At 71.0% G+C, this 15,615-nt stretch carries 12 protein-coding genes and 1 pseudogene; 1 reads left to right on the forward strand and 12 read right to left on the reverse strand.

Translation table 11 applies throughout. The features are described 5' to 3' along the window. Positions 1-23 precede the first annotated feature (23 nt). Positions 24-1,100, reverse strand: a complete 1,077-nt coding sequence (locus DY245_RS12855) for a hypothetical protein (RefSeq protein ID WP_244943007.1) — start codon at positions 1,098-1,100, stop codon at positions 24-26. A 207-nt stretch (positions 1,101-1,307) separates the two neighbouring features. After that, a complete protein-coding gene (locus tag DY245_RS12860) occupies positions 1,308-2,141 on the reverse strand; it encodes a class I SAM-dependent methyltransferase (protein WP_128506799.1) in 834 nt (277 codons plus the stop codon). 348 nt (positions 2,142-2,489) lie between these two features. Here DY245_RS12860 and DY245_RS12865 point away from each other — a divergent pair, with 348 nt between their 5' ends. Further along, positions 2,490-4,325 (forward strand): S9 family peptidase, encoded by a 1,836-nt coding sequence (locus tag DY245_RS12865; RefSeq protein WP_128506821.1) that lies wholly within the window; start codon positions 2,490-2,492, stop codon positions 4,323-4,325. 295 nt (positions 4,326-4,620) lie between these two features. Here DY245_RS12865 and DY245_RS12870 read toward each other — a convergent pair whose 3' ends face one another. The 10 genes and pseudogenes from DY245_RS12870 to DY245_RS12915 all read right to left on the reverse strand — a co-directional run. After that, positions 4,621-5,730 carry a cation diffusion facilitator family transporter gene (locus DY245_RS12870; protein WP_244943008.1) on the reverse strand — a complete coding sequence of 370 codons (1,110 nt, stop codon included), beginning with the start codon at positions 5,728-5,730 and terminating at the stop codon, positions 4,621-4,623. 160 nt (positions 5,731-5,890) lie between these two features. Continuing rightward, complete coding sequence (locus tag DY245_RS12875; protein ID WP_128506803.1) at positions 5,891-6,949, reverse strand: SURF1 family protein; 1,059 nt, start codon at positions 6,947-6,949, stop codon at positions 5,891-5,893. A gap of 223 nt (positions 6,950-7,172) precedes the next feature. Further along, positions 7,173-8,456: a hypothetical protein gene (locus tag DY245_RS12880; RefSeq protein ID WP_244943009.1), complete on the reverse strand. Its 1,284-nt coding sequence runs from the start codon at positions 8,454-8,456 to the stop codon at positions 7,173-7,175. Positions 8,457-8,818: 362 nt separating this feature from the next. Beyond that, positions 8,819-9,481 (reverse strand): SigE family RNA polymerase sigma factor, encoded by a 663-nt coding sequence (locus tag DY245_RS12885; protein ID WP_181923653.1) that lies wholly within the window; start codon positions 9,479-9,481, stop codon positions 8,819-8,821. 477 nt (positions 9,482-9,958) lie between these two features. After that, on the reverse strand, positions 9,959-11,074 hold the full coding sequence (locus tag DY245_RS12890) for an aspartate-semialdehyde dehydrogenase (RefSeq protein WP_128506807.1): 1,116 nt from the start codon (positions 11,072-11,074) through the stop codon (positions 9,959-9,961). Then, positions 11,071-12,342, reverse strand: a complete 1,272-nt coding sequence (locus DY245_RS12895; protein ID WP_128506809.1) for an aspartate kinase — start codon at positions 12,340-12,342, stop codon at positions 11,071-11,073. The genes DY245_RS12890 and DY245_RS12895 overlap by 4 nt, the downstream gene beginning before the upstream one ends. Before the next feature lie 397 nt (positions 12,343-12,739). After that, on the reverse strand, positions 12,740-13,402 hold the full coding sequence (locus DY245_RS12900) for a DUF5063 domain-containing protein (RefSeq protein ID WP_128506811.1): 663 nt from the start codon (positions 13,400-13,402) through the stop codon (positions 12,740-12,742). Further along, entirely contained in the window at positions 13,395-13,994 is a 600-nt protein-coding gene (gene recR, locus DY245_RS12905; RefSeq protein ID WP_033270362.1) for a recombination mediator RecR, read from the reverse strand. The genes DY245_RS12900 and recR overlap by 8 nt, the downstream gene beginning before the upstream one ends. 51 nt (positions 13,995-14,045) lie before the next feature. Beyond that, positions 14,046-14,396: a YbaB/EbfC family nucleoid-associated protein gene (locus DY245_RS12910; RefSeq protein ID WP_078889642.1), complete on the reverse strand. Its 351-nt coding sequence runs from the start codon at positions 14,394-14,396 to the stop codon at positions 14,046-14,048. 154 nt (positions 14,397-14,550) lie between these two features. Further along, positions 14,551-15,615 (reverse strand): annotated as a pseudogene (locus tag DY245_RS12915) (DNA polymerase III subunit gamma and tau); the annotation flags it as partial.

Consider the following 15,615-nt stretch of genomic DNA (forward strand, 5'->3'; position numbering starts at 1 on the left):
TCCGTTGGCGCTCCGGCGGGCGGCTACTTGCCGCCGTCCACCGACACCCGCCAGGTGACCGACCGCGCGCCCTCACCCTCGCCGTCGAAGATGACGGCCACCGGGGCGTCGCCCTTCGGCAGCAGGTGGATGGAGCACTCGGTCACCGTGCCGTTCGGCTTCACCATCTTGTGCGGGACGGCTTCGGGGCACTGGCCGACCCCGGGGCCGCCGATGGCGAGGAGAATCATCTTCTTCACGGTCTGACCGCCGGCGGTCCGCAGCGCCACCCCCTCGTTCATGTCGGGCAGCAGGTCGTACTTGCCGCTGTTGCGGTACTGCATCGTCACGTAATACGGGATGAGCTTCTTCTCGTCCGCGTCCAGGTCGAAGCGGCTCAGGTCGGCGATGTCGCCGGTGCGCACGCTCTTCGGCGTGATGCGCAGCGGGACGGGGCGGCTGCGGCTGTCCTCCGTGATGCCGTCGGCGGGCTTGCCGGCGGGCAGCACCCCGTTGGAGCCGCCGCTCTTGGCCCCGCCGACCTGCCAGATGAGGGTGTCGCCGCCGTCGTCCTTGTACGAGACGGTCGCCGGCTGCCGGCCCTTCGGCAGCATGTAGATCTGGCAGTTCGCCGCCGTGGCACCTGCCGCCAGTTGGGGCGCGCCGCTCGCACGGCACTCGGGCGGCAGACCCGAGCTGGTGGCCAACGGGTTCGACTGGAACAGCGAGACCTGCTGGGCGGCCTGGCCGTCCGCCCCGTTGACCGAGAAGTTCCGCGCCGGGTCCGCTCCGCTCACCGTGTCCTTGCCGGTGTTGGTGTAGGTGACGGTGAGGTAGTACGGCACCATCCCCTTGAGGTCGTCGTCCAGCCGTATGTGCTTGAGGTCGGAGTCCGAGCCGCGGGCCAGCCGGATTGGCGTGATCCGCAGGGCGTGCGCCGTGTGGTCGGAGCCGGTCCAGGTGGCCGGGCGGGGCGTGGCCTTCATCGGCAGCGGTTCGGCGGACGTGACGGCTTCCGAGGCGCCCGGCGATGCCTTGCCGGCGTGGGGTCCGCCGGCGCACCCCACGGTCAGCAGCATGAGCGCGCTGAGGCCCGCGGCACCAGCAATACGTATAGGCACCCGCATGGTGAACCCCCGTTGATGTGCGTCGCATGGCGCCTCACCACACGACCGTTGACAGTCGACGCCCGACATTCGGTCGCCCGCCGGGCTCGCCCCCCGGCACCGGCCGGGCCGGTCCGTCACATTAGCCGCCCGGGGGACGGGCGGATGGCGGCCGGCCTCGGGGCGGTTCTTGATGCGTACGGCTTGTCCCCGTGCTTGCTTTCAGCTTGCCCGGCTTGCCTTCAGCGAGTACATGAGGGGGATGCGGGGGCGGTCGCCGGGGAAGCGGTAGTAGCCGTCGTCGTCGCGGCGCAGTGCGCTGAAGCGCTGGAACATGGTCATGTCGTGTTCGTGCAGGAAGTCGATGCGCAGGCCGGCGCCGGCCAGGGCGGAGACGACCTCGCCGATCGGGTGCTGCCATTCGACGCTGCGGTTGTTGACCGTGGGCGCACCGAAGTCCGTGTAGGTACCGGGGGTTTCGTCGACCCATGCATCGCGGCTGAAGTAGTCGTGGATGATGCGCGATCCGGTCTCGTCGTCCAGGGCATCGCAGAGCGGGTGGAATTCGGCGAGGTAGAGAAAGCCGCCGGGGGCGACGAGGGAGGCGGCCGTATCGGCCCAGCGTTCCAGGTCGGGGAGCCAGTTCAGGGCGCCGATGCCGGTGTAGACGATGTCGTACGAGTCGTCGGGGACGGCTTCGGCGGCGTCATAGACGTCGGCGGCGACGAATGCTGCGCGGTCCGGGCGGTAGCCGAGCTCGGCGGCGAGCTCGCGGGCCGCTTCGACGGCCGGTTCGGAGAAGTCCAGGCCGACGACGCGGGCCGCGCCGCGGTGTACCCAGGAGAGGGTGTCCTGGCCGAAGTGGCACTGGAGGTGGAGCAGGGAGCGGCCGGTGACATCGCCGACCTCCGCGGCCTCGAAGTCGCGGATCACGTCCCGGACCCGGCGGAATCGGTCCTGGTCGTAATAATCGCTCGCGGTGTGGATAGCGACGCGCTCGTCCCACTTCGCGCGATTGGCCTCCCGCCAGTCATCGGGGCCCGGGTGTCTTCGCATACGACGAAGTTATCCACAGGCTGGTGACCCTCGCCAACGCAATTTGGGGGCCGGGCGCAGAATGGGCCCATGACTGACGAGACGACCGCAGGCCGCGACCACTCCACCGATCCGACCCCTTCGACGAGAGCTGCCGACCAGTCGGCCGAGACGAGGACGGGCTCGGCCAACCCGATAGCGGGCTCGGGCGGGTCGACGGCGGGCTCGGACGCATCGGCGAGGGTCGCGGACGGGTCGACGGCGGACGCGGCAGCCTCAGCGGACTCAGCCTTCTCGGTGGACTCGGTGGACTCGGTGGACTCGGTGGACTCGGTGGCCTCGGCGGATTCCAGCGGCGCGGACGTCGCGATGCCGGACTGGGAGAAGCGCTTCCGTGCGCCGCGGATCGGGCTGCCGGACTGGGCCGAGGAAGCCCCCGACCGCTCCCTGTTCGTCTCGAACGCCACCGGCACCTTCGAGCTGTACGCCTGGGACCGGGCGACCGGCGGCCAGCGGCAGGCCACGGACCGGCCGAACGGCACGACGGACGGGACGCTGTCGCCGGACGGCGAGTGGATCTGGTGGTTCTCGGACACCGACGGGGACGAGTTCGGCGTCTGGATGCGGCAGCCGTTCGCCGGCGGCCCGGATGAACCGGCCACCCCGGGCCTCGCCCCCTCGTATCCAGGAGGCCTGGCCATCGGCCGGGACGGAACGGCGGTCGCCGGGTGCTCAACGGACGAGGAGGGCTCGACGGTCCATGTCGTACGGCCGGGTGAACCGCCGGTCGAGATCTACCGCCACCGCGAGTCGGCAGGCGTCGGCGATCTCTCGCACGACGGCTCGCTGATCGCCATCGAGCACACCGAGCACGGCGACGCGATGCACTCCGCGATCCGCGTCGTACGGCCCGACGGCTCGACGGTCGCGGAGTTGGACGACACCAACGGCGGGACCGAGGAGCTGGGCCTGTCGGTGATGGGCTTCGCGCCGGTGGACGGTGACACCAGGCTGCTCGTGGGGCATCAGCGGCGGGGCCGCTGGGAGCCGATGATCTGGGATCCGCTGACCGGGGTGGAGACGGCCCTGGAGATCGACCTGCCGGGCGATGTGGGCGCCGACTGGTATCCGGACGGGTCCGCGCTGCTGGTCGAGCACGAGTACCAGGCGCGAAGCGAGCTGTGGCGCTACGAGCTCGGTGCGCCAGGCGGCGCGGGCGCACCGGCCGAAGCGGCGGCCGCGACCGCTGCGGGCGGCCCGGTGCTGACCCGGGTCGAGACCCCGGCCGGCACGGTCTCGGGCGCGACGGCGCGGCCGGACGGAACGATCGAGTTCCTGTGGTCGTCGGCCGCGCAGCCCCCGGAGGTGCGGTCGACCAGCGGCAAGGTCGTGCTGGACCCGCCCGGCATGAAGGCGCCGGGCTCGGTGCCCGTGCGGGACATCTGGGTGGAGGGCCCCGGCGGCCGTATCCATGCGCTGGTCCAGCAGCCTGCGGGTGAGGGCCCCTTCCCGACGGTCTTCGACATACACGGCGGCCCGACCTGGCACGACAGCGACGCGTTCGCCTCGTCGCCCGCGGCCTGGGTGGACCACGGCTTCGCGGTCGTACGGGTCAACTACCGCGGCTCGACCGGCTACGGCCGCGCCTGGACGGACGCGCTCAAGCACCGCGTCGGGCTGATCGAGCTGGAGGACATCGCCGCGGTGCGCGAGTGGGCGGTCTCGTCCGGGCTGGCCGATCCGGAGCGGCTGGTGCTGGCCGGCGGCTCGTGGGGCGGCTATCTGACGCTGCTGGGGCTCGGTACGCAGCCGGAGGCCTGGGCGGTGGGCCTGGCAGCGGTTCCGGTCGCGGACTATGTCACGGCGTACAACGACGAGATGGAAGCCCTCAAGGCGATGGACCGGACCCTGCTGGGCGGCACCCCTGAGGAGGTCCCGGAGCGCTTCGAGGCGTCGTCCCCACTGACGTACGTGGACGCGGTGCGGGCCCCGGTCTACATCTCCGCGGGCGTCAACGACCCGCGCTGCCCGATCCAGCAGGTGGAGAACTATGTCCAGCGGCTGGAGGGACGCGGCCATCCGCACGAGGTCTACCGCTATGACGCCGGCCATGGCTCGCTGGTCGTCGAGGAGCGCATCAAGCAGGTCCGTCTGGAGCTCGACTTCGCCCAGCGGTATGTGATCGAGAAGGCACGGGAGGGCTAAGGCTCGGGGGGCTGAGGCCCAGGAGGCCTGAGGCCCAGGAGAGCTCACGCCGGGAGGGGCTGCACCCCCAGAGGAGCTGGAACCCGGAAGGGCTGGAACCCGGAAGAGCTGGATGGGCAGGACCGGCACGACACGGCGAGGGGTGGTGATCGACTCAGAGCGCGGCGGAGGTGGGCGGAGGTGGGCTGAGCACGCCCGGCCCGCACTCGGCCCACACCCGACTCACACCCGACCCAGCCGACCCAGCCGACCCAGCCGACCCTGCGCCCGGCCGGGACCTGCGCGCGGATCTCGGTCAGGCGGCAGCGTGATGGGCCAGGACGGCATGCGGGTCGGTGCCGATGCTGGTGTGGTCGGTGTGGACGGTCGCGGCGGTGAGACGGGGGACGGCATGGATGAGGGCGTGCTCGGCAGCGACGGCGAGTGCGTGGGCCTGCACAACGGTCAGCTCGGAGTCGACGACGATGTCGGCCTCGGCCCGCAGGGTGTGGCCTATCCAGCGCATACGGACCTGTCCGACGCCGCGGACACCGTCCACGGTGCGCAGGGTGGTCTCGGCGGTGTCGATGAGCTGGGGGTCGACGGAGTCCATCAAGCGTCGGTAGACCTCACAGGCGGCGTCGCGCAGGACCAGGAGGATGGCGGCGGTGATGAGCAGGCCGATGAGGGGGTCGGCCAGGCGCCAGCCCAGGGCGGCGCCGCCGGCGCCGAGGAGAACGGCAAGGGAGGTGAAGCCATCGGTGCGGGCGTGCAGACCATCGGCGACCAGGGCTGCTGAGCCGATCTTGCGGCCGGTGCGGATGCGGTAGCGGGCCACCCACTCGTTGCCGAGGAAACCGACCACGGCGGCCACGGCCACCGCCCACAAGTGCGTGACATCACGGGGGTTCAGCAAGCGGTCGACGGCCTCGTAGGCGGCCAGGGCGGAGGAGGCGGCGATTGTCAGCACGATGACGATGCCCGCGAGGTCCTCGGCGCGGCCGTAGCCGTAGGTGTAGCGGCGGTTCGCCGCCCGGCGTCCGAGCACGAAGGCGATGCCCAGCGGAACGGCGGTCAGGGCGTCGGCGCCGTTGTGGATCGTGTCGCCCAGCAGCGCCACGGAGCCCGACAGCGCGACGATCGCCGCCTGGATCACGCTGGTCAGGCCCAGGATGCCGAGCGAGAGCCACAGGGTGCGCATGCCCTCGCGGGAGGCTTCCATCGCGGCGTCGACCTTGTCCGCGGCCTCATGGCTGTGCGGGGTGACCAGGTGGGCGAGCTGGTGCCGCATCCGTGCCCACCGGCCGGCACGGTGGCGGTCAGGGTGGTCAGAGTGACGGTCATGGTGGTCAGGCGCGTGGGCGTGGCTATGGGCGTCGGTGTGCGCGTGGGCATGGCCGTGCGGAGGGGTGTGGTTGCCTGCCATATGGCCTACGGTGGCACGCCGATTCGATTGCAGCTACCACCGTCGTACGCCCTCTGACCAGGTGCGACAGCGTTGCAGGTGCGAGGCGGAGGCGGGGAGGGGTGGGGAGGGCGGGGGGCGGGGCCCCCGAAGGGGACGCAGCCTCATCCGCTCCCTCGGCTCAGTCCCGCCCCGCCCGCACCGCCTCGCCCTGACCCTCGGCCTCACCAGCGCCCGCCGCAGTGCCGCTTCCGGCCCCGTCCGTCGCGGCCTCGCCCGTCGCGGCCCCGCCCGTCACAGCCCCGCCCGACGCGGCCTCGCCCGCCGCGGCCCCGTCTGCCGCGACTCCGTCTCCCGCGGCTCCGTCTCCCGCGGCTCCGTCTCCCGCAGTCTCACCCGCCGCAGCTCCCTCCCCCGCAGCCTCGCCCCCCGGAGTCCCGCTCGTGTCCCCCTGCGGCAGGATGCCGAGCGCCGCGTCCTTGGCGGCTTCGGCCTCGCGGCGGAAGAGGCGGAACCACATGAAGACGACGAAGCCGGCGAAGACGAACCACTCGCCGGTGTAGCCGAGGTTCTGGAAGGCCTTGAGGTCCAGGCCGCTGCCCTCGGCGGCGGCCGGAGGAACGGCGTGCAGCGGTGCCTGGGCGTCGGTGAGCGTGATCCAGGCGTCGTAGACCTCGTACGGCACGATGTTGACCAGCGACGCCGCGCTGATCATGCCGAGCTGTCCCTGGGGCAGCCCGCCGCCGGCCTGTACGCCGTCGGTGCCCTGGTTCTCGGAGGCCTGCAGCGCGCCGGTGACCGTCACTTCGCCCTTGGGCGGCGCGGGCACCTTCGCCGTGTCGGCCTTCGCGTTCGCGTCGCCGGGCAGCCAGCCCCGTACGACGGGGAGGGCCTTGCCACTGTCCGTACGCAGCAGGTTGAGGACGTAGAAGCCCTGCTGTTCGCCATGCTTGTCCTTCAACGTGCGGCCCGGTACGAGCAGTTGGTGCCCGGTGTCGTAGCGCCCGCGGGCGCTGGCCTGGCGGCCGGAGGTGACCTTGTCGACGGGCAGCAGACGCTCCAGGGGGCGGGCGGCCGCGGCCTTGGCCTGGGCGGAGCGGTCCTCCTGCTGCTGGTGGGTGTCGACGCGGTCCTCGAAGCGGCTCAGCTGCCAGCTGCCCATGAAGATGCAGAAGGGAATCGCCAGTACGGCGAAGACGTTGATCCCCCACCACCGCGGGGTCAGCAGGAACCGGTACACACCATCAACGGTACGGGGCCCGAACGGCGGGGCCGCACCGCCCCCTACACGGCACAGCCGCAGCCGCCAGGACCTGGGCTGTCCTGCCCGATACCGGGGCGGCCGACCAGGGCGACCGTCCTTGAGTCGGCCGTGACCCGGTCGACCGTCCTTGAGTCGGTCGTTGCCCGGTCGACCGCTACTGAGTCGACCGCTACCAGGTCGGCCGATGCCGGTGCGCCCGCTACTGCGTCGCCAGCGCCTCGGTGCGGTACACCGTGCCGGCGCAGGCATCCGCGACCTTGGCGTCGGCCGCCGCGGGCTCGCCCGCCTCCGGCGTATGACTGAGCACGATGCCTCCGGACGCGGCCCCGCCCTCGCCCGAACCGGTGTCACCGCCCGCCTGGCCGCCGCTGTCGCTCGCTGCCGTGGCCCCGGCGTCCGGGGCCTGCCCCGGATCCTTGGAGGGGTCGGGCGTCGGCGAGGGCCCCGGGGCAACGCATCCGGTGGTGCCGCCGCCGGCCTGCGGGATCCAGGCGAACTTGACCTCGTACGCCTCGCCCGGCTTGAGAACCAGCTGGTCAGGGGTGGTGGCCGGGTCGGGCAGACCGGTGGCCTCATCGCCCGAGGTGTGGTCGACGACATGGATCCGGTCGGGGCTCGTGGAGCCCTGTGCGACCAGGCCGACGGTGCCGCCGCCCTCGACGGAGCAGGCGGTCGCGGAGGTGTTGACCACCCGGAACGAGCCGTAAACGCGCCCCTCGGAGTCCGCGGTACCGACCGCGCTGCTGCCCTGGCCGAGCTGTGCGCGCGCGCAGACCGGTGAGGTGACGTCCATGGTCTCGTCCGGAGCGGGAGTACCGGCGCCCGCGCCGTGGCCCGCGCCGCTCTTCTCCGTGGCCTTGCCCCTGCCCGCGGGCTCGTCCTCGCCCGACTTCCGGCCGTCCTTGCCGGTCGGCCGCGGGCCGGCCTGTTCGGTGCCCTCGCCGTGTGCGCCCTCGGAGTTGTCCTGGGCGCGCTGGCTGCTCGCGGCGTTGGCGGGGCGGTCCGTGGAGCCGTCGGCCAGGTTCGCCACGTGGACCATGGCGGGGATGGACGTACCGCCGAGCAGCAGCACGGCAGCCGCGCCCACGACGGCATGGCGACGGCGCTGACGGCGGGCGGGCACCGCGCGGCGCAGCATCTCCAGCGCCTCCGGCGCGGGTTCGAGGTCGCCGACGCGGGACTGCAGCAGCCGCCTCAGATCGTCCTCGCCGCCGAAACCGTCGCCGAAGCCGCCCGTGGGGTGGCTGCGACCGTGGCCGTTGCCGTCACCGTCGTCGTCACCGGTGCTGCCGCCGAAGGCGACGCCGGCCTGCGCATCGCGCTCCCGCTCGTGCTCGCGCTCATATTCGTGCACATCACTGTCGTGCACATCACTGTCGTACGCCTCGCTGACGTACGCATCACTGTCGTACGCATCGCCATCGGCCCCGTCACGGGCACCGACTCCGGCTCCACCTTCCGTACCGGCCCCGGCACCATCCACGACGCCATCCGCTGCGCCGTCCACAGCACCCTTAGTGACACCAACTACGGCGCCATCCACGGCATCACCCACGACACCGATGTCATCGCCGTTCCCGGACGCGGCGCCCCATCGACGTCCGCCCCCCGACGCGCCTTCCGAACGGCCCTGCGCCTCACGCGCCGCGTACAGCCCACGCACGACATCGCCCGGCTTCCCACGGGAGCCGTACGCGCCCCCCGGGCCACAATCGCCCGAACCAACCGAACCGACCGAGCCAAACGAACCGACCGAACCGACCGAACCGCGCCGATCAAACGAATCCCGCCGACCAAACGATTCCCGCCGATCGAACGGCCCCTGCCGACCAAACTTCGTGCCACTCATGCTGGAGCCTCCATCGCGACGCGGAGCGCCGCGATACCCCGCGACCCGTACGCCTTGACCGAGCCGAGCGATATGCCCAGCGTCTCGGCGACCTGCGCCTCGGTCATATCGGCGAAATAGCGCAGCACCAGCACCTCGCGCTGCCGGCGCTGCAGCCCGCGCATCGCCTGGATCAGCTGGTCGCGCTCCAGCAGGTCGTACGCGCCCTCCTCGGCGCTCGCCATGTCGGGCATCGGCTTGGAGAGCAGCTTGAGCCCGAGGATGCGGCGACGCAGCGCGGAGCGCGAGAGGTTGACGACGGTCTGCCGGAGATAGGCGAGGGTCTTCTCGGGGTCGCGCACCCGTCCGCGCGCGGAGTGCACCCGGATGAAGGCCTCCTGGACGACGTCCTCGCAGGAGGCGGTGTCGTCGAGGAGCAGCGCGGCGAGGCCGAGCAGTGAGCGGTAGTGCGCGCGGTAGGTCTCGGTGAGGTGGTCGACTGTGGTGCCCGCTGCCATCGCGTCGTCAGTGTCCCCACGCTGAGGAGGAATCTGCGCGGGACGCGTGGTGGGCCAGGGGGCGATCACTGGCATGCCCCCGGACACACGGGGCCGCTGCGGACGCACTGTTGCGCCTGCTGCGCCCGCTGGGGCGATGGTGAATCCGAGTACCTCTGCCACGCCTGTTGGACACGCTTCCCCCCATAAGGGTTGTACGCGCAAGGCATCGCTTTTGACGATGCATCAAATGCCCTCATGCGTACCAGCTCTTCCTGAATGCCCCATTTATCCCGACGCGCCTACCCCGCTACCCGCGGGCTCGCCATGCGGCCCACGGACACCCTTCGAGCCACCCCTAAGGGCGGCCACAAAGACGCTCCCCGCCCAACTGCCGGTTGCAGTGTGGCGGGGAGCGAATGGTCGAACAGATCGTCAGCCCAGATCAAGAGGTTTGGACCAGCAATTCGCTCACAGGATCTTCACACGTCCCACAAAGTATCTCCCAGGAGGTCGGCCCGCGACGGCCAATCCCGCCAAGTCACCCACGCCTCACGCCCCGTGCCACCCCGGGCGGACACACCCTGGAGCGTCTCCACAAAGTCCCGCCCGGCTCGCGATGCCTGCCCCGGGGCCCCTGCACAACAGGCCCGGCCCGAGCTACCCGCGCAGCTCCGCCGCCACCAACTCCCCTATCTGCGCCGTGTTCAACGCCGCTCCCTTGCGCAGATTGTCCCCGCACACGAACAGCTCCAGCGCCCGCGGATCGTCCAGCGAACGCCGCACCCGCCCGACCCACGTCGGGTCCGTACCGACGACATCGGACGGGGTGGGGTACTCGCCCTCGGCCGGATCGTCGCTGAGGACGACCCCGGGAGCCGCGGCCAGGATCTCGTGCGCGCCGGCGACCGTGACCTCGTTCTCGAACCGGGCGTGCACGGCCAGCGAGTGAGTCGTGATCACCGGCACCCGCACACAGGTCGCGGTCACCGGCAGATCCGGCAGCCCCAGGATCTTGCGGGACTCGTTACGGACCTTGAGCTCCTCCGAGGACCAGCCGTCCTCCTGGAGCGAGCCGGCCCAGGGCACGACATTGAGCGCGATCGGCGCCGGGAACGGCCCCAGGGTGTCACCGACGGCCCGCCGTACGTCACCGGGCGTCGTCCCCAGCTCCGTACCGGACACCGCGGACAGCTGCGCCCGCAACGTGTCGATGCCGGCCTTGCCCGCCCCGGAAACGGCTTGGTACGAGGAGACGATCAGCTCGCTCAGCCCGTACTCGGCATGCAGCGCGCCCAGCGCGACGATCATCGAGAGCGTCGTGCAGTTGGGGTTGGCGATGATGCCGCGCGGGCGCACCCGTGCCGTATGCGCATTGACCTCGGGCACGACCAGCGGTACGTCCGGGTCCATCCGGAACGCGCCGGAGTTGTCCACGACCACCGCGCCCTTGGACACCGCGACCGGCGCCCACTGTGCGGAGACCTCGTCGGGGACGTCGAACATCGCGACGTCGATACCGTCGAAGGCCTCCTCGCTCAGCGCGACGACCTCGACCTCTTCGCCCCGTACGGTCAGCTTGCGGCCGGCCGAGCGGGGAGAGGCGATCAGCCGGATCTCGCCCCAGATGTCGGCCCGCTCGGACAGGATGCCCAGCAGGACCGAGCCGACGGCGCCGGTGGCACCGACGACGGCGAGATGCGGCTTGCGGGCCGTACGGGCGTCCGCCCCCGCCGTGTCAGCGAGGGACGGACGGCCCGCCTCGGCCGGAATCATCGTCCGGTGCCGCCATAGACCACGGCCTCGTCACTCTCCGTGTCGAGACCGAAGGCGGTGTGCACGGCGCGCACGGCCTCGTTCACGTCATCGGCGCGAGTGACGACCGAGATGCGGATCTCGGAGGTCGAGATGAGCTCGATGTTCACGCCCGCGTTCGACAGCGCCTCGAAGAACGTCGCCGTGACGCCCGGGTTGGTCTTCATACCCGCGCCGACCAGCGAGATCTTGGCGATCTGGTCGTCGTAGCGCAGCGAGTCGAAGCCGACCGCCGCACGGGTCTTCTCCAGGGCCGCGACGGCCTTGCGGCCCTCGGCCTTCGGCAGCGTGAAGGAGATGTCGGTCAGACCGGTGGACGCGGCGGACACGTTCTGGACCACCATGTCGATGTTGACCTCGGAGTCCGCGATGGCACGGAAGATCCGCGCGGCCTCGCCCGGCTTGTCCGGAACCCCGACGACCGTGACCTTCGCCTCGGAGGTGTCGTGTGCGACGCCCGAGATGATTGCCTGCTCCATCGGCTGGTCCCCTTGCGGTTCGTTGCTGACCCACGTGCCCTGCAGCCCCGAGAAGGACGAGCGGACGTGGATCGGGATGTTGTAACGGCGTGCGTACTCGACGCACCGGTGCAGCAGCACCTTGGAGCCGGAGCTGGCCAGCTCCAGCATGTCCTCGAAGGAGATCCAGTCGATCTTCCGGGCCTTCTTCACGACCCGCGGGTCGGCGGTGAAGACACCGTCCACATCGGTGTAGATCTCACAGACCTCGGCGTCCAGCGCGGCCGCCAGCGCCACAGCGGTGGTGTCCGAGCCACCCCGCCCCAGCGTCGTGATGTCCTTCTTGTCCTGGGAAACGCCCTGGAAGCCGGCGACGATGGCGATATTGCCCTCGTCGACCGAGCTCTTGATGCGGCCCGGCGTGACATCGATGATCCGTGCCTTGTTGTGCACGGAGTCGGTGATGACACCGGCCTGGCTACCGGTGAAGGACTGCGCCTCGTGACCGAGGTTTTTGATCGCCATCGCCAGCAGGGCCATGGAGATCCGCTCTCCGGCGGTCAGCAGCATGTCGAACTCGCGCCCCGACGGAATCGGGGACACTTCCTGAGCGAGATCGATCAGCTCGTCCGTCGTGTCGCCCATCGCCGAAACCACGACGACCACCTGGTGGCCGTTCTTCTTGGCTTCGACGACTCGCTTGGCAACGCGCTTGATGCCCTCGGCATCCGCAACGGATGAGCCGCCGTACTTCTGCACGACAAGGCCCACGTGCGCTCCTCGCAACTGTCTCTTCGGGAGTTTCCTCCCGGACCCCCGGAAATGGGGGTACTGCGGTCGGCTCAGTCTAACGAGCAAGCGGAGTCCGCCCTGCTGATACCACATCGTGAGACACAAAACTCACTGGTCGATCACCACACGATCACCAGGATCACCGTGGCGCAGCCACAGTAACCACCTGACCCATGAGTTCCACGTCTCCGCGGCGGCTCCGCATGACGCCCCTTCGCGCCCGCTCGGCTGGCACATGCCCGCTCAGCACCGGTACACACGAAAACGTAACCCAGGTCACAGCGCTCGGGCCCGGGGACGGCCGCCGCGGCGGCCGTCCCCGGGCCCGAGCGCTGTGACCTGGGTTACGTTTTCGTGTGTACCGGTGCTNCCGGGCTCACCTCCCGTGCAGTCCCAGCGGTCCCGCGATCTCGGCCGCCATGACCTTTCCGGCCTCCTCGGCGAGCCGTTCCTCGTCGCCGGCGACGTCACTGTCGATGTCCAGGCCGTCCAACTCGTCCAGCGGCTGGTCGAGGCGTACGTGGGCGACCAGCGACTGCAGCGCGCGCAGGGCGGCCGAGGCGGTCGGGCCCCAGTTGGAGAGGTAGGAGAACTGCCACCACCACAGGGCCTCGCTGACCCGGCCCGCCCGGTAGTGCGCCAGGCCGTGCCGCAGGTCGGTGATGATGTCGGCCAGGTCGTCGGAGATCCGGCTGGCGACCGGCTCGCTACGCGGCACGTACGGGTCGAAGACCTCGGAGTAGACATCCACCGGGTCGAGCAGGTTCGCAAAGCGCTCACGCAGCTCGTCGACGTCCGGCTCCGGACCGGTGTCCGGCTCGTACCGCTCGTCGGGAACGATGTCCTCGTGGGCACCCAGCCGGCCGCCGGTGAGCAGCAGCTGGGAGATCTCCAGCAGCAGGAAGGGCACCGCGCTGTCCGGCTCGTCGCCCTTGGCGACCTCCGTCACCGCGACGATGAAACTCTCGATCGAGTCGGAGATCGATACGGCGAAGTCGTCCGGGTCCTGTGTCGCGTTGTGCAGCGTGGCATCAGACATCGAGAAGTCTCCTCCCTTCGAAGGCCCGCCCCAGCGTGACCTCGTCCGCGTACTCCAGATCGCCGCCGACCGGCAGACCGCTCGCCAGTCGCGTCACTCTCAGGCCCATGGGTTTGATCATGCGGGCCAGATACGTGGCCGTGGCCTCGCCCTCCAGATTCGGGTCGGTGGCCAGGATCAGCTCGGTGACGGTGCCGTCCGCGAGCCTGGCCAGCAGTTCCCTTATCCGCAGGTCATCGGGGCCGACGCCCTCGATCGGGCTGATCGCCCCACCGAGGACGTGGTAGCGACCGCGGAACTCACGCGTCCGCTCGATCGCCACGACGTCCTTGGGCTCCTCCACGACGCAGATGACCGCCCGATCACGCCGCGGGTCCAGACAGACCCGGCACTGCTCCTCCTGCGCCACATTGCCGCAGACGCTGCAGAACCGGACCTTTGCCTTGACCTCCATCAGCGCATTCGCGAGCCGGCGGACATCGGTCGGCTCGGCCTGAAGAATGTGGAAGGCGATCCGCTGCGCGCTCTTGGGACCGACGCCGGGCAGCCTGCCCAACTCGTCGATCAGATCCTGAACCACGCCTTCATACACGGAACGTCTTCTCTCTCTTCTGCCGTGATGCGTACGCTAGTTGGCTACTCCTCAGAAAGGGAGACCGGGGATGCCGCCACCGCCCAGACCCTGGGCGAGCGGACCGAGCTTCTGCTGCTGAAGCTGCTGGGCACTGGCGTTGGCATCGCGGACCGCCGCGAGGACGAGGTCGGCGATGGTCTCGGCCGTCTCCTCCGCGGAGTCGGTGTCGACCGCCTTGGGGTCGATGACCAGGCCCTGAAGCTCACCGGAGCCGGTCACCGTCGCCTTGACCAGACCGCCGCCCGCGGAACCCTCGACGGGCGTCTCCGCCAGCTCCTGCTGGGCGGCCGCGAGATCCTGCTGCATCTTCTGGGCCTGCTGGAGCAGCTGCTGCATATTGGGCTGACCACCGGGGATCACGACGTGACTCCTGCCATACGACAACGATTGGTGCGGTAGCCCGAGCCTACGTGTTTCACGGGCCCGGCGCCCTACGCCGTAGGGAGGAGCACGGGTGTACGCCTGGTGTACGCCCGCTCACCCGCCGTCCGGCTCCGCACCGTCCCGTACCCCCCTACTCGTTGTTGAACTCCTCCACGACGGTGGCGCCGAGTTCGCGGACGATCAGGTCGTGGCCGCTGAGCGCGGAGTCGACGAGATCGGGGTCGTCCTCGGCCGGCATGTCGTACTCGATCGACATCGGCGGGGGCTCCGGCGGGGTGTACGAGGGCTCCGCCGCGGGACCGCCCTGGCCGCCGCCCGCGGACGCCGACGGGGACACCGCCTCCCGGGCCATCCGGGCACCCTGACTGCCGCCGCCGCCCGGCCCGTACTGCCCGCCGGTCGACTGGGCCCCCGGGCCGCTCTGCTGCTGCGGCGCCTGCGACGCGCCCTGCTGCGGTGCGGCGGGCGCGCCACCACCGAAGCCACCGCCCCCTCCGCCGCCGAAGCCGCCACCGCCACTACGGGGAGCGCCGCCGGCCGGCGGATTGGCGCCGCCCGACGGGTCGACGATCGCCTCGACCCGCCACTGCAGCTGGAACCGCTCGGCCAGCACGTCCTTGAGGACGTCCTCGCTTCCCCCGTTGGCGAAGCTGTCGCGGGCACCGGCATTGGGGAAGCCGATCTGCAGCGTCGTCCCGTCGAAGCCGGAGACCTGCGCGTTCTGACTCAGCAGGATCCAGGTGAAACGCCGGCGGTCCTTGACCGCCTCAAGAATGTCCGGCCACATCTGCCGCACCTGAGCGGCGCCTTGGGCAGCCCCAGGGGCCGCGGCGGCCGGCTGCTGCACGGGCGCGGGCGCACCACTCTGCGGCTGCTGCTGTACGGGTGCGGGGGCGCCGGAACCGGGTCCGGACGCGGCCGGCCAGGCACCGGCCGCCCCGCCCTGGGCCGGCTGCTGCTGTACGGATTCGGGCGCACCTGCCGACGGCGCGGCGGGCGCACGGCCCTGAGCCCCCTGGCCACCCTGCCCCGGGGCCACGGCCGTGGGCCAGCCACCGGGCTGCCGCCCGCCGTCGCCGCCACCATTGCCTCCGCCGGCGGCGGTCCCCCTGCCGGCAGCTCCGGGCCACGCCCCATGCTCCGCGCAGGGCAGGCCCGGCGGCCCAGACCGTTCGCGCGAGCCGGCCCGGCAGGG

Origin of the sequence: Streptomyces inhibens, from assembly GCF_003389455.1 — a bacterium.
GTDB classification, from domain to species: domain Bacteria; phylum Actinomycetota; class Actinomycetes; order Streptomycetales; family Streptomycetaceae; genus Streptomyces; species Streptomyces inhibens.

Coding starts and splice junctions, on each gene's coding strand:
- DY245_RS12860 (WP_128506799.1), bottom strand. CDS start 2,141: ATGCGAAGACACCCGGGCCCCGATGACTGGCGGGAGGCCAATCGCGCG.
- DY245_RS12865 (WP_128506821.1), top strand. CDS start 2,490: ATGCCGGACTGGGAGAAGCGCTTCCGTGCGCCGCGGATCGGGCTGCCG.
- DY245_RS12870 (WP_244943008.1), bottom strand. CDS start 5,730: ATGGCAGGCAACCACACCCCTCCGCACGGCCATGCCCACGCGCACACC.
- DY245_RS12890 (WP_128506807.1), bottom strand. CDS start 11,074: ATGATTCCGGCCGAGGCGGGCCGTCCGTCCCTCGCTGACACGGCGGGG.
- DY245_RS12900 (WP_128506811.1), bottom strand. CDS start 13,402: ATGTCTGATGCCACGCTGCACAACGCGACACAGGACCCGGACGACTTC.